Source organism: Pseudomonas sp. B14(2022), assembly GCF_012030485.1.
Taxonomy (GTDB): Bacteria; Pseudomonadota; Gammaproteobacteria; order Pseudomonadales; family Pseudomonadaceae; genus Aquipseudomonas.
On sequence record NZ_JAAUVM010000002.1, the window covers coordinates 379,416 to 396,946 of the forward strand.

20 protein-coding genes are annotated in these 17,531 nt (G+C 54.4%); 10 read left to right on the plus strand and 10 right to left on the minus strand.

From position 1 onward, the window contains the following. Positions 1 to 129: 129 nt before the first annotated feature. The 3 genes from HCF10_RS05220 (at position 130) to HCF10_RS05230 (ending at position 4,199) form a co-directional block, all read left to right on the plus strand. Entirely contained in the window at positions 130 to 417 is a 288-nt protein-coding gene (locus HCF10_RS05220; RefSeq protein ID WP_159994924.1) for a c-type cytochrome, read from the plus strand. A 222-nt stretch (positions 418 to 639) separates the two neighbouring features. Then, positions 640 to 2,691, plus strand: coding sequence for a TonB-dependent receptor (locus HCF10_RS05225; RefSeq protein WP_081041711.1), 2,052 nt, complete (start codon positions 640 to 642; stop codon positions 2,689 to 2,691). 545 nt (positions 2,692 to 3,236) lie between these two features. Then, positions 3,237 to 4,199 (plus strand): GlxA family transcriptional regulator, encoded by a 963-nt coding sequence (locus tag HCF10_RS05230; RefSeq protein ID WP_029290968.1) that lies wholly within the window; start codon positions 3,237 to 3,239, stop codon positions 4,197 to 4,199. Positions 4,200 to 4,211: 12 nt separating this feature from the next. Here the strand turns inward: HCF10_RS05230 and HCF10_RS05235 are convergent, their stop codons facing one another. Then, positions 4,212 to 5,201, minus strand: a complete 990-nt coding sequence (locus tag HCF10_RS05235) for a GlxA family transcriptional regulator (RefSeq protein ID WP_029290966.1) — start codon at positions 5,199 to 5,201, stop codon at positions 4,212 to 4,214. Between the two features lie 236 nt (positions 5,202 to 5,437). Between HCF10_RS05235 and HCF10_RS05240 the strand changes: the two genes are divergently transcribed. The 4 genes from HCF10_RS05240 (at position 5,438) to HCF10_RS05255 (ending at position 8,133) form a co-directional block, all read left to right on the plus strand. Then, complete coding sequence (locus HCF10_RS05240) at positions 5,438 to 6,328, plus strand: MBL fold metallo-hydrolase (RefSeq protein WP_167654995.1); 891 nt, start codon at positions 5,438 to 5,440, stop codon at positions 6,326 to 6,328. Positions 6,329 to 6,429: 101 nt separating this feature from the next. Then, positions 6,430 to 6,975 (plus strand): cysteine hydrolase family protein, encoded by a 546-nt coding sequence (locus HCF10_RS05245; RefSeq protein ID WP_029290962.1) that lies wholly within the window; start codon positions 6,430 to 6,432, stop codon positions 6,973 to 6,975. 301 nt (positions 6,976 to 7,276) lie between these two features. Next, positions 7,277 to 7,711, plus strand: a complete 435-nt coding sequence (locus HCF10_RS05250) for a YeeE/YedE family protein (RefSeq protein ID WP_029290960.1) — start codon at positions 7,277 to 7,279, stop codon at positions 7,709 to 7,711. A gap of 2 nt (positions 7,712 to 7,713) precedes the next feature. Continuing rightward, positions 7,714 to 8,133: a DUF6691 family protein gene (locus tag HCF10_RS05255; protein WP_029290958.1), complete on the plus strand. Its 420-nt coding sequence runs from the start codon at positions 7,714 to 7,716 to the stop codon at positions 8,131 to 8,133. 163 nt (positions 8,134 to 8,296) lie between these two features. Here the strand turns inward: HCF10_RS05255 and HCF10_RS05260 are convergent, their stop codons facing one another. The 8 genes from HCF10_RS05260 to HCF10_RS05295 all read right to left on the minus strand — a co-directional run bounded on the left by HCF10_RS05260 (position 8,297) and on the right by HCF10_RS05295 (position 13,779). Then, entirely contained in the window at positions 8,297 to 8,584 is a 288-nt protein-coding gene (locus HCF10_RS05260) for a cyd operon YbgE family protein (protein WP_029290956.1), read from the minus strand. Next, entirely contained in the window at positions 8,577 to 8,693 is a 117-nt protein-coding gene (gene cydX / locus HCF10_RS05265) for a cytochrome bd-I oxidase subunit CydX (protein ID WP_029290954.1), read from the minus strand. Before cydX ends, HCF10_RS05260 begins: the two co-directional genes overlap by 8 nt. Positions 8,694 to 8,714: 21 nt before the next feature. Beyond that, complete coding sequence (gene cydB / locus HCF10_RS05270) at positions 8,715 to 9,857, minus strand: cytochrome d ubiquinol oxidase subunit II (protein WP_167654996.1); 1,143 nt, start codon at positions 9,855 to 9,857, stop codon at positions 8,715 to 8,717. A gap of 10 nt (positions 9,858 to 9,867) precedes the next feature. Beyond that, complete coding sequence (locus HCF10_RS05275) at positions 9,868 to 11,442, minus strand: cytochrome ubiquinol oxidase subunit I (protein ID WP_167654997.1); 1,575 nt, start codon at positions 11,440 to 11,442, stop codon at positions 9,868 to 9,870. After that, a complete protein-coding gene (gene cydP, locus HCF10_RS05280) occupies positions 11,439 to 11,618 on the minus strand; it encodes a cytochrome oxidase putative small subunit CydP (RefSeq protein ID WP_237683054.1) in 180 nt (59 codons plus the stop codon). The genes HCF10_RS05275 and cydP overlap by 4 nt, the downstream gene beginning before the upstream one ends. Positions 11,619 to 12,007: 389 nt before the next feature. Beyond that, a complete protein-coding gene (locus HCF10_RS05285) occupies positions 12,008 to 12,589 on the minus strand; it encodes a putative natural product biosynthesis protein (RefSeq protein WP_029290948.1) in 582 nt (193 codons plus the stop codon). Positions 12,590 to 12,802: 213 nt separating this feature from the next. After that, complete coding sequence (locus tag HCF10_RS05290) at positions 12,803 to 13,186, minus strand: DUF2946 family protein (protein ID WP_237234973.1); 384 nt, start codon at positions 13,184 to 13,186, stop codon at positions 12,803 to 12,805. Positions 13,187 to 13,395: 209 nt separating this feature from the next. After that, entirely contained in the window at positions 13,396 to 13,779 is a 384-nt protein-coding gene (locus HCF10_RS05295; RefSeq protein ID WP_159994906.1) for a DUF2946 domain-containing protein, read from the minus strand. Between the two features lie 251 nt (positions 13,780 to 14,030). On the opposite strand from HCF10_RS05295, the gene HCF10_RS05300 reads away from it, so the two are divergent. Genes HCF10_RS05300 through HCF10_RS05310 form a run of 3 tightly spaced genes read left to right on the plus strand, consistent with a single transcriptional unit; the run spans position 14,031 to position 16,613 of the window. Then, complete coding sequence (locus tag HCF10_RS05300) at positions 14,031 to 15,503, plus strand: di-heme oxidoreductase family protein (RefSeq protein WP_159994904.1); 1,473 nt, start codon at positions 14,031 to 14,033, stop codon at positions 15,501 to 15,503. A gap of 13 nt (positions 15,504 to 15,516) precedes the next feature. Further along, positions 15,517 to 16,122, plus strand: a complete 606-nt coding sequence (locus HCF10_RS05305) for an SCO family protein (protein WP_159994902.1) — start codon at positions 15,517 to 15,519, stop codon at positions 16,120 to 16,122. Then, positions 16,119 to 16,613 carry a copper chaperone PCu(A)C gene (locus HCF10_RS05310; protein ID WP_167654999.1) on the plus strand — a complete coding sequence of 165 codons (495 nt, stop codon included), beginning with the start codon at positions 16,119 to 16,121 and terminating at the stop codon, positions 16,611 to 16,613. Before HCF10_RS05305 ends, HCF10_RS05310 begins: the two co-directional genes overlap by 4 nt. Positions 16,614 to 16,827: 214 nt before the next feature. Here HCF10_RS05310 and HCF10_RS05315 read toward each other — a convergent pair whose 3' ends face one another. Further along, positions 16,828 to 17,454 carry an SCO family protein gene (locus HCF10_RS05315; protein ID WP_167655000.1) on the minus strand — a complete coding sequence of 209 codons (627 nt, stop codon included), beginning with the start codon at positions 17,452 to 17,454 and terminating at the stop codon, positions 16,828 to 16,830. Positions 17,455 to 17,531: the final 77 nt, after the last annotated feature.

Genomic DNA, 17,531 nt, shown 5'->3' on the forward strand with positions numbered 1-17,531 from the left:
CTACAGACCGCGTCAACCTGTCGCACTTGGTGCCTAACTGCGCGCTCATTATGCTACTTGGGAAATGGTGTCATGGATAAGTTCGGCTAGTTCCGCCAACACCTAAACATAAAAAATAATAGGTGAATCATGAAAAAGATTGTCGCTGCTGCCTGTTTTTTTCTACTTGGCTCTGTAGAAGCCGCTCAGGAACCCGAGGCCATATTCAAGCGTAGTTGTATGATGTGCCACAGTGGCCAATTAGCCATGGCTCCGAAAAAAGGCGATCAGACTGCCTGGAAACCACGCTTGGATAAAGGCATGGACACACTTGTGAAACACGTGACAGAAGGCTTTGGTGCTATGCCGCCGCGAGGCCTTTGCATGGATTGCAGCGCGAAAGATTATCAAGCCGTGATTAACTGGATGTCAAAATAGTTATCCACTTGGCAGACTTTTTTGAACTATATTTAACTTAGTCTTGAACATAATAATTCTTAATACCTAAAAGCATTCTAATAAGCGAGTTGCCTTGTACGTGAGCTAACGAAAATCTCACGTAACTGGGGTGGCTGGTTAAACGTCCTTAAAGTGTTTCGGTTTCAGGAAATGTATGTCATGCCTTCTCCCCTAATTTTGCCTAGCGCAAAGCGTAAACCCATGTCCCGCTCTATCTCTATATGGCCCCTACTGTCAGTTAGTCTTTTCGCCCTCAATCCATTGTCCTCAGCGTTGGCTGAAGCCAAAAAATCAGAAGACTCGATACTGACCTTGGGCACCGTGACAGTGCAAGGCAACACCGCGGGCAGTGGTCCGCTGAGCACCAGCCGCGTGCTCAGCTCAGTGGATATTCTTGGCGCGGACATACTGGAAAACATGCCGGTCAACTACAGCTGGGAACTGTTCAGTCGGGCTCCCGGGGTGATGCTCACCGAATTCAATCAAGGCACCACTTCCGGCAAAATCTCCTTTCGCGGCTTTAATGGTGAAGGCGAAGTCAACGCGGTCAAGTTGTTGATCGATGGCATTCCCAGCAACAGCAATGACGGCAATATGCCGTTTATGGACATGATTTTTCCGATGGAACTGGACAGCATCGAAGTGGTGCGCGGTACCAGCGATGCCCGCTATGGCCTCAATAATATCGCCGGCAATGTCAATATGCTCACACGTACAGGGGGTGATTACCGCAAGGCGCGAATTCGCTATGGCAGCTACAACACGCGGGAAACTCAGCTCGCCGCAGGCATCGAAAGCAGCAACTGGACGCAGAACTACTTCTTCGCCTACCAAAAATCCGGCGGTTACCGCGATCACTCCGAGGCTGACAAATTTTCGATGTCCGGAAAATGGTTCTATACCCCAGACGACAACAGCTATCGCATCGGCCTGATCGCGCGTCACTATGAAACCGAGGCGCAGGAGCCTGGTTATCTCAGTGAAGAGGATGCTCGCCACCACCCATCCATGACCAACAGCTATAACGCCACCGACAAAGGCACTCGGCGGATGAACCAGGTCAGCGTGCACTTCGATACCGAAGTGTCCGAGACACTCGCTTGGTCTGCAAAAACCTACCTCAACACCTTTGATGACCGGCGCTGGACGCAATACTGGCGCACCAGTTCTCAACAGGAGCGTGACGCTTACGAAACCCAATATGGCGCTCTCACCTCCCTGACTTGGCGCCCCGAAGTAAGCTGGCTGTACGACTTCGCTTTGGAAGGTGGCGCAGACATCCAGCGCCAACAAAACCAAAGCGAACGTTACCGAACCGAGGACCGCGCACGCCAAGCTCAAACCCGTGACCAGCAATTTGATTTCGACACCTACGGTGCTTACGTCCAGGCAGAGATCAAACCGTTTGAATCGCTCAAAATCATCCCGGCGTATCGCGTCGACAAGATCCAGGGCGATTTCACCAATGAAATGACTGGCCTAGACTACGACATCAATGACTATGGGTTAATCAAACAACCCAAGCTCAGCGTGGTGTATTCCCCGTGGGACGTGGCCAGCATCTACGCAAACTGGGGGCGCACGTTCCAGGTGGGTACCGGTGCTGCGGCCTATAAAATTCCACCGAGGGATACGGACCTTGCACCGTCCATCAACGAAGGTTGGGAAACGGGAATTAAGTTCACACCGGCGGACTGGGTCGACGGCCGAGTAGCCTACTGGCAACAAGAAGCGAGCGGTGAAGTCAGTCGGCGTCTAAACGACCCCAGTGGCGAGTCGGATAACGTCGGCGAAACCCGGCGCTGGGGTTATGACCTGCAGTTGAACCTACGCCCAGATGAACGCACAGATATCTGGCTGGCCTACTCCTGGCAGTATTCGAAAATACTCCAGCCAAGCTCGTCTCTGCCCAACAGTAAAGGCCAGGAAATCGACCATATCCCACATCATCTGTACAGCGCAGGTGTTAGCCACAAGGTTACCCCGGCGCTGCAGTTGACGGCATGGATGAACGGCCAGACCAACTATTACCTGGAACGTGAGAACACCAAGGGTACTTACGGCGGCTATGTTCTGATGAACCTCGGCGCTACGTACCAAGTGACTGAGGCCGTTAGCGTTGACCTGCAATTGAAAAACCTCACCAACCGTTACTACGAATATGCCTGGTACGACCCGGACGGAGCCCGAGCCTCTCTCCACTCACCAGGTGATGGGCGTGCGGTGTATACAGGCGTTAGCGTGGATTTTTGATCAAACCACCTGCCGGGGCTTGATAGGCCCCGGCAACAGCGCCAACCATGACTGAAATCTAATGCTGCGCGATCTGCACGCTATAACCCATATCAAGTCTTGCGATGGCGCCGATTGAAAATGAGTGCGCATTTATTCTTCATCCGACCAATTGCACACGACCACCCAGCCATTGAAGCCCTCAGCCTTTCTCAACTGGCATCTTGCACAACCACGAGATTGGTACTCTATCAAGCTGAGCAATACCGATATCTCAGCCTTAAGAGAAAGGTTCATTCTGGTTTCGAATTCCATCACGTTTTTTATAAGATCTGACATAACGTCAACTCCATACCTGAGAGCAGAAAAGACGACAAGGCCCATAAAAACATTCAACTGAGGCAGCACTTGCACCTAAGCCAATACTGAACATTCTGACTTGCGCTACTCGCTATGAGTTTAAGAAAGTAAGATAACTGAAATGCTAAATACGAAACGACAAAACATTGACGATTTCAGCCAAAATGATCAGAATCTCAGCCAATGGTCTTTAGGGATAATCGAATATGCTTGCTAAATCCATACAATTTATTACGTACCCTCAGGTAAGCCTATTGGATTTGGCTGGCCCTCTGGATGTGTTTATCGCCGCTAATCATCTTTCGCCCCCTGATCAGAAACCGTATTCGATCTCTATTCATGCGTTAAACCCGACTAATGAAATTCTTTCAAGCTTTTCAGTTAGTGCCGAAACGTTACAGCCGGAAACGCTATCAGCGCATACCTTGATCGTGCCCGGCGGGCCCGGCATACATAACTTTTGCAAGGATCCGAAGTTTTTTTCACATTTTGTAAACCATGCTGACAAAGCTACCCGCTTGGTTTCAGTTTGCACGGGGGTTTTCGCACTAGCGGCTGCCGGAAAGCTAGATGATCGAGAAGCCACTACACATTGGTCTTCATATGATGAGCTTGAGCATAACTTCCCCTTAATTAAGATCAGGCGCGGCCCTATATTTATTAATGATGGAAACATATGGACGTCGGCCGGTGTCACTTCTGGAATTGACTTGGCGCTGTCAATAGTTGAAGAAGACCTCGGACACTCTGCTGCACTGGAAATCGCACGTCATCTGATAGTATTTTTAAAGCGCCCTGGCGATCAAAATCAATTCAGTTCATCCTTGACGTTGCAATCAAAAAGTAGCCAGTTTTCAGATCTTCACGCTTGGATAAACAACAACCTTAATGCTGACCTGTCGATTCCTGCGCTAGCGAATTTCATGAACATGAGCGAGAGAACATTCACACGCAAATACAGTGAAAACACTGGAAAAACTCCCAGCAAGACGGTTGAACTGCTCCGCCTGGAAGCCGCACGGCATTTACTCGCCACATCCAACAGCCCGCTCAAAAAAGTAGCCCAAAGCTGCGGACTGGGCAATGAGTCAACTTTCATAAGGAGTTTCATAAAAAAATTCGCTATTACCCCCAAGGAATATCGTGCACGGTTTAACTCACAACGATAAGCAGTCGATACCTCATTTACTCGTGTTCACCTCCCGACCCGGATTCATTTCGCGAAAAAACGTTCGCCGATACTCAGAAGGTGACGTGCCGAGATGAATGCCGAACTGTTGCCTTAGCGATAAGGGCGTTCCAAAACCTGCCTCATCGGCAACACATTCGATAGGTAAGTCCGTCGTTTCCAGCAGTTCTTGTGCTCTGACAACGCGCTCTGCGTTCAACCATTTTGAGACGGTACTGCCAGTTGCTTCCCTGAAGCGCCGAGTAAACGTGCGTCTACTCATTTTCGCCATGTCCGCCAGCACGTCGAGCGACAGGTCATTGCTCAGGTTCATTCGAGCCCACGCCAGTACATCAGATAAATGAGTCTCGCTGGACAGTTGCGGCACAGGGCGCTCAACGTACTGCGCCTGGCCTCCCTGCCTATGTGGGGGGGTCACCAGCATCTTCGCGGTGCGATTCGCCACATCCGCACCGAGTCGTTGGCGGATCAGATGCAGGCAACAATCGATTGCCGCCACGGTTCCTGCAGAGGTCATAATATTGTCGGCACTGACATAGAGCACCTCGGGCCTGAAGCGAACATCAGGAAAACGTCGCGCGAACTCATCACGAGCCGACCAGTGAGTGGTTGCTTCTTTCCCATCAAGTAGCCCGGCATCTCCGAGCACAAATGCGCCTAAACATAAGCCAACGATGAGCTTGCCTTGGGCATTGGCGACTTGCAAAGCGCTCACGAGTCGCGCAGATGCAGCGACCGATTGATCGCCCCACGCGGGAATGATGATTACGTCAGACACCTCCATCAGCTCCAGACCTTGAGTTACCGCAAGCCCGATGCCTTGGTCGCTATTCACCATTCCCGGTACTTCTGCGCAGTAACTGACCTCGTATTGAGGTTCACTTGGTGCGGATTGAACCGCACCCAGCACCACACCCGGCACAGAAAGATGGAACAGGCTTACGCCGTTAAAAGCTAGAACAGCAACGCGTATGGATGGCATCAGGCAACCTCGGATTAGCCCTGTTTTGGCTCATATCTATCGCCTACTGGGATTATGGTCGATCGCTCAGGCGTACGAACTCTCACCGAAGAAAGGCATACATCACCCTCCTCCACATCCCTAAAACCCCCTGGCCGCTTGGCCCAATTATATCGAAATATGTCATTCAGGCCACTGTCAGGCCCCAGAGCATTCGGCAAGAATAGAATCCTCGATCTATCAGCTGGACTAATCCGATGAAATTTAGAACTCTTCCTCTTGCCCTTAGCATTGCTTGCACTGTGGCAGCCACATCAGCATGTGCGGGTTCAAACACCCCCAACGCAGCGGACGCCTCCCATAAAGTAGACTTGCGGCAAGTTCGTAACGCAACGGTGAAAATCTCCTACGGCGGCACGACCTTCCTGATCGACCCGATGCTGGCCAAAAAGGGAACCTACCCAGGGTTTGAAAATACTTACCGTAGCAACCTGCGTAATCCCCTGGTCGCTCTAACTGAGTCGCCCACTAAAGTGATCGCAGGGGTCGACGCAGTCATCGTCACTCACACGCATCTTGACCATTGGGACGATGCCGCACAAAAAGCGCTACCTAAAGACATCCCTTTGTTCACTCAGCACGAAGAGGATGCGCAGCTGATTCGCTCCCAAGGTTTTAAAAATGTGCGCGTGCTGACGGATGAAGCTGAATTCGGTGGCGTCAAAATCACCAAAGCCGGTGGTCAGCATGGCACAGACGAAATGTATGCTGCGGCCCCGCTCGCAAAGCTTCTGGGCGAAGCCATGGGCGTTGTGTTTCAGGCTCCAGGCTACAAGACCCTCTACCTTGCCGGTGACACTATTTGGCGTAAAGAAGTAGACCAGACCATTGAGAAATATCACCCTGAAGTCATCGTGCTCAACGCAGGGAAAGCAAAAGTGAACGGGTTCGAGGGTGCAATCATCATGGGTGAGGAAGACGTCCTACGCGCTTCACAGGCCGCGAAAAACGCGAAAATCGTCGCGGTACACATGGACGCAGTCAATCACATGTCCCTGACACGTGAAGAGTTGCGCACCTATGTCAAGAAGCAAGGTATCGAGACTCGCGTCGATATTCCAGAAGACGGCGCCTCACTGGAATTCTGATTCAAACCCCGCTGCGCCATGGCAGAAGACAGCTTGCTGACCCAAAAGCCGTTTCAGCCTTCAGGACAGCATCACTTTGATAAGTTGATTGGAGATCGTTCATGAAACAAGGTCTTGTAGTAGTTGATCTGCAAAACGAATACCTGCCCACTGGCAAATTGCCTTTGACCGGCATCGAAGCGGCTGTGGCGAATGCTAGCCGGGTGATCAGTCACGCGCGAAATGAAGGTATTCCAGTTTTTCACATACGGCATGAATTCGATGATGAGGGGGCTCCATTCTTCGCCAAGGGAACTACCGGAGCAGAAACTCAGGCAGCTGTCGCCTCTGATGCTCAAGAACCCGTGATTGTAAAAAAACACATCAATGCATTCAGAGATACTGATCTCAAACAGCAGTTGGATACTTTCGATGTCCAAGAAATCGTCGTCATAGGTGCAATGAGCCACATGTGCATCGACGCGGTGGTACGCGCTGCAGCAGACATGGGCTATCCAGTAACCGTACTGCATGACGCTTGCGCCACCCTGGATCTTACCTTTGGCGGCGTGACCGTGCCCGCAGCTCACGCGCATGCGACGATGATGGCAGCATTTGAGTTCGGCTACGCCACCGTTAAAGCGGTAGACGAGTACCTCTCGGCATAAGCTCATGAGACTCAGTTTGTGCTTCATCTGAATGTTCAGGCGATTAGACACATCGCCAAGGGCCTTAGGCAGAAGGTGTGATAAACGCACCGAGAGTGAGCCGAACAAGCGCCCCTACTGCTTCGGGGCGCTTGTTTTTTATACCCCCAGCCGATTCTTGAAAGGTCTTCACCAATCCGGGTCGTTTGATCGTCCTGTACCAGTTTTGCCTGCGCGAGTGGAAGCATACCTAGCATCAGCAACCCTGCTGCCCTAATAAGGCTCCAAAACCCGTATCAACAGTCTTGCGCGGAACAACCTCATGACAATTGATTGGATTCACTTCACACCTTGGTCATCCCTTGCCGGCGGCGCTTTGATTGGCCTGGCAGCCGGCCTGTGGGCGGTCGCCAATGGGCGGATCGCAGGCATCAGCGGTCTGATTGGCAGCCTTCTGCAACGTCATAGCGAAGGAAAAAGTGAGAAGGCATTGTTTCTTTTTGGCCTGCTCGCCGCGCCACTGCTATGGGGTCTGTTTGTCACGTTGCCACTAATCGAGTTCCAAGGTGGTGGGTTCGAACTCATCGTCGCCGGCGTATTGGTCGGGATGGGAACACGGTATGGTTCAGGATGTACGAGTGGACATGGAGTCTGCGGTATATCGCGCCTTTCGCCGCGCTCAATGGTTGCCACTGCGTGTTTCATGCTCAGCGGCTTCATGACGGTGTACGTCCTGCGTCATGTGCTGGAGGGATGAACATGATCAAAGTATCTTCCTTCATCGCTGGCCTGCTGTTCGGCGTTGGCCTGCTTTTGGCGGGCATGGTCAACCCAGGAAAAGTACTGGCATTCCTGGATTTGTCTGGCGCCTGGGACCCCTCACTGGGGCTAGTCATGATAGGTGCGATTGCCGTCGCCATAGGCCCGTTTACCTGGGCACGCCAACAATCCCGTTCGTTGCTGGGAAGAACAATACAGTTACCAACCGAACGTAAGTTGGACCCGCGCTTGATTGGCGGCAACCTGCTGTTTGGCACGGGCTGGGGATTGGCAGGCATTTGCCCTGGCCCTGCGATGGTCATACTTCTGGCAGGCCACTGGCAAGCAATCGTGTTCATGTTGGCGATGCTGGCCGGAATGTTGTTGTTTGCCGCTCTGGAGGCCAAGCCTATCCATTGATCGAGATATCTGCATGAAAACCACTCTCGGAGCAACTGACTGAATCGACCCAGATTTGGGGCCAGTAACGCCACCTACCCTACTCACCTGAAGACCTGCCCTACGGTTGCAGATTAACCCCGGGCAGGCGTGTGAGGCGGTTGAGGCAGGAAGCTGCGGTCAGCTATTGCACCTGCAGCAGCATCAGGTAGCCCCCGACCAACAAGAACCAACTTAGTAGCGGATTGGTCAGCCAGCGCGCCCAATGCGACGTGACGCTGAAACCTACGCCGTGCACAAACCCCGTGCAAATCCCCAGCATCACCAGCATAAGCAGGCCATGGCTGTAACGCCCATCGGGCCCGACCATAGAGCCCGGATGAATCAGCAGTAACAGCCCCATCGGCGCCGCCAGCGCCAAGGACACAGCCCGGCAGGCGCCATGCTGTGTCCATCCGTTCAGGTCAGGCATCGGCCTCGGGCTCCGCGTCCAAGTCCAGGTAGTTTTCCAACCACAATGCGTTGATGATTCCCGCGCTGCAGGCCAGCAATACACCGAGAATCCAAGCGAAATACCACATAACAATCGTCTCCTCTGCGGCTCAGTAAAGGCCATGTTCATTGGCTTTGATGTGATCCGAGTTGAGGGTGCCCCACATTTTGAAGTAACCCCAGAGTGTGTAGCAGAGGATCAAGGGCACAAAAATGCTCGCGGCCACCAACATGATGCCCAGTGTTTTTTGACTGGACACAGCGTCCCATACCGTCAGGCTCGAAGTTAGATCCAGGTTGGACGGCAGGATAAACGGGAACAGGGCAAAACCGGCGGTGCACAGGGTGCCGACCACTACCAGGCTGGAGCCGAGAAAGGCAAGCCCGGAACGACGCGCCGCCGCGGCAACAAAGGCCAACGCAGCGCCCAGCAAGGCAATAACAGGCGCCAGTTGAGTCAACGGATACCGCGAATAATTGACCAACCAACCGTGATTGCTCTGTTCAACGGTTTTCCCCAGGGGATTGAGAACCGCTCCCGGATCAAACGCTGAGCGAATGGCAAACCCCTCAATATTGCCAACAGCTAGCCAGATGCCGGCCGCGATAAAGCTCGCCACATAAACCAGCAACACCCATTGCACGGCCCGTCGGGCCCGCTGGGCCAAAGCCTGCTCGGTACGCATCATTAACCAAGTACCGCCATGCAGGCACAACATGCTCAGGCTGACCACTCCGCAGAGCAACGCAAAGGGGCTGAGTAAATGCCAGAAATTGCCTTGGAACGTTAACCGCAAGTCGCCATCGAAGTGAAACGGCACCCCCAGAAACAGGTTGCCAAACGCCACGCCGAACACCAGCGAAGGCACGATCGCCCCTGTACACAGGGCCCAGTCCCAACTGGCGCGCCAGCGGGGGTTTTGTAGCTTGCTGCGGTAATCGAACCCCACGGGCCGTACGAAAAGAGCGAACAACACCAACAGCAACGCCCAGTAAAAACCAGAAAATGCGGTGGCGTACACCATGGGCCAAGCGGCGAACAACGCCCCGCCTGCCGTGACGAACCACACCTGGTTGCCATCCCAATGCGGTGCAATGGTATTGATAACTACGCGCCGCTCGTCGTCGCTCCTGCCCACATAGGGCATGAGTGCGGCAGCGCCCAGATCAAAACCGTCGGTGAGGGCAAAGCCGATCAGCAGCACGCCTATCAGTACCCACCAGATCAGCTTCAGTGTTTCGTAATCAAACATGCTTATTTCCTCAAGCGTGGGCCGGCTGTGGGATCAGCGTCTGTTCAAAGTGGTAGCGCCCCGTGTGCAAACTACTTGGGCCAAGCCGGGCAAACTTGATCATCAGATACATTTCGATAACCAGCAGCACGCTGTAGAACGCCACCAGCGCCAGCAGCGAGCCCCAGACATCCGAACTGGGCACGCTGGAGGCGGACAAATGGGTCGGCAGCACTTCGGCAATCGACCAGGGTTGCCGACCGTGCTCAGCCACAAACCAGCCGGTCTGAGTCGCTACCCATGGCAGCGGCAGACTCCACAGGGCCCACTTCAGCAACCAGGGTTTGCGCTCTTCGTTTTTGCGCGCCGAGGCCCAGAACGCGCAGACAAACAGGCCCAGCATCAGCACGCCAGAGAGAACCATCAGGCGAAAACTCCAGAACAGGCTGAACACATTAGGGATGGTGTCCTGCGCTGCCTGCCGAATCTGTTCAGCATTGGCATCCACCACACGGGTGGTGTATTTCTTCAGCAGCAGGCCGTAACCCAGGTCCTGCTTGACCGCATCAAACGCAGCCAAGGTGGTTGCTGACTTGTCGCCACCACGAACTTGTTCCAACAATCCGTAAGCGATCATGCCGTTACGAATCCGCACCTCGTGCTGCACCAACAAATCGCTGATACCGGTGACATGTTTATCCAGCGAGCGGGTAGCAATCAGCCCCAACAGATACGGTACTTTTACCGCGTAGTCTGTTTGCATGGTTTCGCGGTTGGGTAGCCCGAACAAGGTGAACGCTGCCGGTGCAGGTTCGGTGTGCCATTCGGCTTCAATGGCCGCCAGCTTGGTTTTTTGCACATCACCGATCTCGTAACCAGACTCATCGCCGAGCACTATCACCGATGCAATAGCCGCTAGGCCAAACGCCGATGCAATGGCAAATGAACGCCGGGCAAAACCCTGATCGCGCTTTTTCAGCAAATAAAAGCTAGAGATGGCCAACACGAACACAGCGCCCGTGACATAACCCGAAGCCACGGTGTGTACAAACTTGACCTGGGCCACAGGGTTGAACAGCAGTGCGCTGAAACTCACTAACTCCATGCGCATGGTTTCAATGTTGAATTCGGCCCCCACTGGGTTTTGCATCCAACCGTTGGCAATCAGAATCCACAACGCCGATAGATTTGAGCCCAGTGCCACCAACCAAGTTACCGCCAGGTGTTGACGTCGCGACAGCCGATCCCAGCCGAAGAAAAACAAGCCGATAAACGTCGACTCGAGAAAGAACGCCATCAAGCCCTCAATAGCGAGTGGCGCTCCGAAAATATCCCCGACGTAATGTGAGTAATACGCCCAGTTAGTGCCGAACTGAAACTCCATAGTCAGGCCAGTGGTCACGCCGAGGGCAAAGTTGATACCAAACAACTTGCCCCAGAACTTAACCATGTCTTTGTAGACTTCTTTTCCGGTCATTACGTAGACCGACTCCATAATTGCCAGGATCACTGACAACCCCAGCGTCAGCGGCACAAATAGAAAGTGATAGAGCGCGGTCATTGCAAATTGCAAGCGCGATAGATCAACAACGCTTTCCGAGATCATCTCGGCTCTCCTTCAGATGGTTTTTCACCAGAGCCCAACACACGCTCAACGATGGGTTGGGTATCGAGGGCTGGAAGTGTGGGGTGCGCAAACCAGATGAACTTGATGAGTAAAATTATGAACAGCTTGATCACCAAGATGGCGGTGATTTCCTTGCTCAGTGAATCCTTGAACATCATGTATCCCCTGTCTGCTGGACCCAATCACCTGCCCCTGTGATGCGCACAAGGCAAGCCGGTCATTTCATAAGAGCCAGGGTTAACCCTGGAGTGATGACCTGGTTTTTCAGATAAAAAAAAGCCCCCTGGGCAGAGGGCGGAGCAACCAGAACGTGCACTGGTTAAATTGCGAAGCCTCGAGCTACCGTGGAAGTGTCTGCCTCCGCTCAAAGCCCGCACACTTTATGTGGGCAGCCTGCAGGCAACAACTGCGACAAACGGACGCACAAACCTCTCTTTTCGGTCCGATCCACGCGCCTGGCGGCGCTTGTATAAAGGCCTGATCAGACGTGGTGTTTTGTCGCAGATCACCAGTCTCGGCGGACGGATTCCCAGGGTACGTTCCATCACGGAATCGGCAACCACCGGCGAAACCCGACACCGCCTTTTCCGGTTAAAGGGCACCAGGCAAAGTCCCAAGGTACTGGCGGAAGCTCCTCCAGATCAGATTCATACCCGGCCACAAGACGCGGCGCCAACTTCCAATCGAACACCCTCTCAGGCGAGTCTTGCCAGGCCAGTACCAACCCTCGTGCCTGGCTGTCATCGCTGTTGACCCAGCGTGCCGCGGCAGCACTCATAAAGGCCTCGATATGCTCCTCATTAATCCGTGCCTGATACTTGGAGCCCAGCAGCCAGCGACACACGCTCAGGTAATAGGTCCAGTTCAGCGGTGGGTGATTGCGATAGGCCCAGGTCATGAAACCGCGAAATATATTCAGGCCGTCGGGCGGATCGAGCTTGAGTAAGCCCGGGCACACATCGAACAAGGTATGCCAGTAAGGCAGCAGCCTGGTATCGAGGTGCACGAAGCTGCGCGCGTTGCCGGGGTAATCCGGAAAGGGCAGTAAAAGCTCGCCCTGAGTGCGTAGCCGCGAAGATTTGCTAAGCAATCGAGACACACCGGATGGAACGGCTAGCACGCGCATAGTGACCTCCAGCTAATCGGTTTCGCTGTTCGTGTCGAATTGCGTTTTAAGTCATCAGGCGCTGCAAAACCTGGCATTAACAGGCGATTCAGACTTTCACATACATGAGCCATTTTTGTGCTTCTCCAATGTCACCTTTAACCGTGGAGCCCCCCGGAATGCATCGACGATGCCTGCGTTACCACCGGCAAGAGAGGGCTTAGATAAACGCGGTCATACATAAGGTGCTGGAGAGGCTCTAGGGTTGATCGATGGCCAGCGGCTTCGGGGCGAGAGCCAGCGCAAGGGTTCGGTCGGCCGCAACACGAACGCGGCGATAAATTCTGGCACCGCGAGCGCTTGCGCCGGAATCGGTACTGCACCGACGGACTGGGAACAACAGCAATGGGCTTGATCCGCCTTGGCGGAGAGCGATGGCTCTTTTTTTTCCAGCGTGAGCGAGACTTGCTGCACGCCACCCGACGAGCAAAAGCTGCCCGTCAGCAACTGCTCCAGGCTCAGAGTGCCAAAGGCGCTGGCCATCGGCAGCGCCATGAGTTTGAGTACAATCGCCAAGAACGCTGCGACCCAGGCATTCTGATGGCTGGCGCGACTCATTCCACCCCAGCGCATCAGGCCAGCCCGCTCAGATAACACATTGCGCCAAGGCGCACTGTCAGCAGGCAACACAAGAAAGGCATACGGCAACGCTCTGAATAATCACTATTGAATAGCGACTGCCCGCTCACACCTGCATAGCAAGAGTAAAAAACGGGCGGCAGCAAACAAGCGGTGTTTAGCTAATTACAGCTAACCGTTTACATAGGTCAGATCAGAGGGGATGCACGAGGGTTGGCAGAGGGCCAGGAATAACGAGGGGGGGCTTTGCAGCGTTGTTCGCGGTCAGGCCGGCGTACTTGGCCAATGCGCAGTAACCAGCCAAGACAAAACAGCAAGGCAATGCTTAAGGTCAAGGCCGAGCAGATCGGACAGGAAAAACTACCTGACCAACCACTGACGGACAGATCGGTGAGATCCGTTTTCGATGCCGGTGCAGGGCTGCCTAGGGACGAGCAGAACTGCCCGCCTACACCATTGAGCTCCAGGCCCATCATCTGCCCATGAGCCAACCCGCAGGCGAACACATTGAACAGGACGCAAAAATATAACGTCCATGCAATGAGCGAGCGGTCTGAGCGGGTCAGTTTCATGGCGACGACTCTAACACCGAACAGCACGTGGATTGAAGCGCGATTAGGGTCGCGTAAACTGCTACACAAAGCATCGGCCATCAGGGGCGGCGCCCTATCAGGGCAACCCATCCTGCGACAACCTGCCACACCCCGACAACAGAGCCAACGCTCGCGAGCGGCACATCACAGGTGTGCCAGAATGTCGCAGGTTATTAAGAATAAATAGCGTCGTTAGACTTACGGCCCTTCCTGCGGCCCGGTCTTAAGCAATGCTCAAAAGGCACCTTTGGCATACTTTCCCAACAGCCTCGCCAACCACTCAAAAACCCTGGCGTGCCTCCAGCGGTGGCCTGCTGGCGTGTGCATTGTGGATCGCCCTAAGCGGCTGCCAGCCGTCAGAGGAGTTCGCCACCCCGGAGCCTGGTGAAAAGCTCTCTGGCGGTTCGACCAGTGTTGACAAAACAGACAGTAATGGGTTTTCCATGCCCTCTGCCAACCTGTCGCCCCTTAGGCGAATGGATTTTTTTGTCGGTAACGGCTTTTTCCGCAATCCCTGGAAGGTTGCGTCCACGCAACAGAACGCACGTGACGGCCTGGGCCCGCTGTTCAATACCGACACCTGTCAGAGCTGCCACATCAAGGATGGACGCGGCCACCCACCGACCGGTGCCAACGGCCCCGCGGTATCGATGTTGGTCCGGCTCTCGATCAAGCCCAGCGCCACGGACGCCTACCAGTTACAGCGTGGTGGCGTGGTGCCAGAGCCCACCTACGGCGGGCAACTGCAGGATGCCGCGATAGCAGGCTACTTGCCTGAAGGTAGCGTGCGGGTCGAATACACCGAGATCCCCATGGTTTTTTCCGACCGCAGCCCGATTAGCCTGCGTAAACCAGACATGCACATCGACTCGCTCGGCTATGGCCCGATGCATCCAGAGACCCAACTCTCAGCCCGCATCGCCCCACCGATGATCGGTCTGGGCTTGCTGGAGGCTATTAGCGACAACGACATCCGCGCCAATGCAGTGCAGCAAGCCGAAAGCTCACGACGCGTCAGCGGCAAGGTCAACCTGGTGTGGGATGACGTCCAGGGTAAAACCGTCATCGGGCGCTTTGGCTGGAAGGCCGGCCAACCCAATCTCAACCAGCAGAATGCCCATGCCTTTGCCGGCGACATGGGGCTGACCAGCCGTGTTTTGAACCAGGACGACTGCACGAAGTATCAGGTCGCCTGCCAGCAAGCCCTGAACGGTGGCACCCCTGAGGTCAGCGATAGCATCTTGGCCAGCATCCTGTTCTATACACGTAACCTCGCGGTGCCGATGCGCCGAGACGTGGATACGCCGCAAATACTGAGGGGCAAAGCCCTGTTTCACCAAGCCGGATGCGCGACCTGCCACGTGCCCTCCTATGTCACTGCAGAGGCGGCAGAACCCGAGTTGAGCCAACAGAAAATCTACCCTTACACCGACCTGTTATTGCACGACATGGGCGATGAGTTGGGCGACGGACGTGGCGAATACCTGGCTGACGGCAATGAGTGGCGTACGCCGCCTTTATGGGGCATCGGTCTGACGCAACAAGTCAGCGGGCATACCTTGTACCTGCATGACGGGCGCGCGCGAAATCTGATGGAAGCCATCATCTGGCACGGCGGGGAAGCAAGAGGCTCGCGTAACGCTGTACTGCAGTTTGACCAGGCGCAACGCGAAGCACTGATCAGTTTCTTGAACTCTTTGTAGAAAGGATGCCCCCATGAAATCGGTATTTTCACGGCGCGCAGTACTTGGCAGCCTGAGCGTGCTTGGACTGGGCCTGTTGACGGGATGTGACAGCAACAAGCCGTCCTTCAAATACGCAAAGGATCTCAGCAACACGATCATGGGCCGCTCTTTCAAGCTCAAGGATCCACAAGGTGAAACACGGATGCTCACCAACTATAGAGGCGTGGTGGTGATGATCTTCTTCGGCTTCACCCAGTGCCCGGCGGTCTGCCCTACCGCCTTGGCCAGGGCGGTAAAAATCAAGAAACTGATGGGCCGTGACGGTGACCGGCTGCAAGTGATCTTCATCACCCTGGATCCCGAACGGGATACGCCCAAGGTCTTGGATGCATACGTCAAAGCCTTCGACCCCAGCTTCCAGGCGCTCTATGGGACCTTGGAGCAAACTGCGGCCACGGCTAAAGAGTTCGGTGTGTTTTATGAAAAAATCCCAAGTGGAGACACCTACACCCTGTCTCATACTGCCACCAGTTATGTCTATGACTCCCTGGGCAGACTGCGCTTGAGTTTGTCCGCTTCACTGACCGCACAGGAATGTGCGGAAGATTTACTCACTGTCATGGAGGTTCGTTCATGAACCCTAATCATGCAAAAAAAATCAACAACCAACGCCTGAAACAGCTGTTCTTGAGCGTGTCCCTGCTGACGCTAGCAGGACAGGCAGCGGCGCAATCCCAGGTCAATATCAGCGAGCCCTGGGTTCGGGCAACGGTAGCCGGTCAGCAAGCGACCGGGGCGTTCATGACGCTCACCGCCACTAGCGACAGCAAGCTGATCAGCGCGACCTCGCCAGCGGCCAAGATCGTACAAATTCATGAGTCGAGCATGAAAAACGATGTGATGAGTATGCAACAAGTGGAGTCGGTGGAGCTGCCGGCAGGCAAAGCGGTCAGCCTGAGCCCTCACGGTTACCATGTGATGCTGATCGATTTGGTGGCTCAGGTTAAGGAAGGCGACAAGGTACCGCTGACCCTGACCGTCGAAGACGCCAAGGGTGAAAAGCAGTCGATCCAGGTCGAGGCCCCGGCCCGAGCCTTGGGCGCCCCGGAACATAGCAAGATGCATTGACGAGTTGCTATTGAAGTAGTCCACACTCACCGCTCGCTGAGCGCCTGGGTGCTCTACGCCTGCATCCTGTTCAGTCCATTTGCAGTATTGGCAGATGACCGACCGAGCCTCAACGGCGTGGGCGGTCAGTTCTGCTCCGCGTCCAATGACGGAGTAGCCGCCCTCTCCGCGCGCCCTTTTAAATCACTCCCACTCCTGACGCTTACATTAGGCATCACTCCGAAACGCTATGAGCAAAAAGCCCAGGCAGAATCCGAATCAGCTCCTTCACCCTGAGCGGCGCTCTGACAAAACCGACCTGCCTGCCTGTTGGATCTATCAGCGCAAGGTTTCCGGTGTGTACGACTGTGTAGTCAGGCTGATCAATGTCCCCTGGCACAAATGGCAGACCAATGTCATTGGAGGCTTGCTGCACCGCTGCAAGATTGCCGGTCATGCCAGTGAAGCTTGGGTCGAAAAAACTCACGTACTGCTGGGTACGCTCGGGTGTATCTCGGTGCGGATCCACGCTGACCATTGTTACCCCCATGAGCTTGCGCGCATCAGGCGGCAGAGCGAGATACACCTGCCGCAATTCACTGAGGGCAGTAGGGCAAATGTCTGGGCAAAAGGTGTAGCCGAAAAGTACCAATGTCCACTTTCCGGCGAAGAATTCTGAGTCGAAAGCCTGGCCATCTACCGTTGCCAATCGCACATCTGGTAGCACATGCGGGCTGGGCAGCAGCACAATACCGGCGCTCGCCAGCGCCGACTCATCCAACAGTTCTGTCTTCATAACCCAATAGAAAAGTCCTGAGCCCACTGCACATACAGTGGTCACCAACATCAGCAAACGACGCATTTCCACTCCAGAAATTGCAATCAGAACTCGATGCGAGCTCGTTAGTGAGAATGCTATAAAATATGCGTTCAGGGCAT

Bases quoted from the DNA above. Each gene is read 5' to 3' on its own strand.
- HCF10_RS05315 (WP_167655000.1), bottom strand. From the start codon at position 17,454: ATGCGTCGTTTGCTGATGTTGGTGACCACTGTATGTGCAGTGGGCTCA.
- HCF10_RS05255 (WP_029290958.1), top strand. From the start codon at position 7,714: ATGATCAAAGTATCTTCCTTCATCGCTGGCCTGCTGTTCGGCGTTGGC.
- HCF10_RS05275 (WP_167654997.1), bottom strand. From the start codon at position 11,442: ATGATCTCGGAAAGCGTTGTTGATCTATCGCGCTTGCAATTTGCAATG.
- HCF10_RS05295 (WP_159994906.1), bottom strand. From the start codon at position 13,779: ATGAAACTGACCCGCTCAGACCGCTCGCTCATTGCATGGACGTTATAT.
- HCF10_RS05250 (WP_029290960.1), top strand. From the start codon at position 7,277: ATGACAATTGATTGGATTCACTTCACACCTTGGTCATCCCTTGCCGGC.
- HCF10_RS05240 (WP_167654995.1), top strand. From the start codon at position 5,438: ATGAAATTTAGAACTCTTCCTCTTGCCCTTAGCATTGCTTGCACTGTG.
- HCF10_RS05290 (WP_237234973.1), bottom strand. From the start codon at position 13,186: ATGAGTCGCGCCAGCCATCAGAATGCCTGGGTCGCAGCGTTCTTGGCG.
- HCF10_RS05245 (WP_029290962.1), top strand. From the start codon at position 6,430: ATGAAACAAGGTCTTGTAGTAGTTGATCTGCAAAACGAATACCTGCCC.
- cydX (WP_029290954.1), bottom strand. From the start codon at position 8,693: ATGTGGTATTTCGCTTGGATTCTCGGTGTATTGCTGGCCTGCAGCGCG.
- cydB (WP_167654996.1), bottom strand. From the start codon at position 9,857: ATGTTTGATTACGAAACACTGAAGCTGATCTGGTGGGTACTGATAGGC.
- HCF10_RS05285 (WP_029290948.1), bottom strand. From the start codon at position 12,589: ATGCGCGTGCTAGCCGTTCCATCCGGTGTGTCTCGATTGCTTAGCAAA.
- HCF10_RS05260 (WP_029290956.1), bottom strand. From the start codon at position 8,584: ATGCCTGACCTGAACGGATGGACACAGCATGGCGCCTGCCGGGCTGTG.
- HCF10_RS05310 (WP_167654999.1), top strand. From the start codon at position 16,119: ATGAACCCTAATCATGCAAAAAAAATCAACAACCAACGCCTGAAACAG.
- HCF10_RS05235 (WP_029290966.1), bottom strand. From the start codon at position 5,201: ATGCCATCCATACGCGTTGCTGTTCTAGCTTTTAACGGCGTAAGCCTG.
- HCF10_RS05220 (WP_159994924.1), top strand. From the start codon at position 130: ATGAAAAAGATTGTCGCTGCTGCCTGTTTTTTTCTACTTGGCTCTGTA.
- cydP (WP_237683054.1), bottom strand. From the start codon at position 11,618: ATGTTCAAGGATTCACTGAGCAAGGAAATCACCGCCATCTTGGTGATC.
- HCF10_RS05300 (WP_159994904.1), top strand. From the start codon at position 14,031: ATGCTCAAAAGGCACCTTTGGCATACTTTCCCAACAGCCTCGCCAACC.
- HCF10_RS05230 (WP_029290968.1), top strand. From the start codon at position 3,237: ATGCTTGCTAAATCCATACAATTTATTACGTACCCTCAGGTAAGCCTA.
- HCF10_RS05225 (WP_081041711.1), top strand. From the start codon at position 640: ATGTCCCGCTCTATCTCTATATGGCCCCTACTGTCAGTTAGTCTTTTC.
- HCF10_RS05305 (WP_159994902.1), top strand. From the start codon at position 15,517: ATGAAATCGGTATTTTCACGGCGCGCAGTACTTGGCAGCCTGAGCGTG.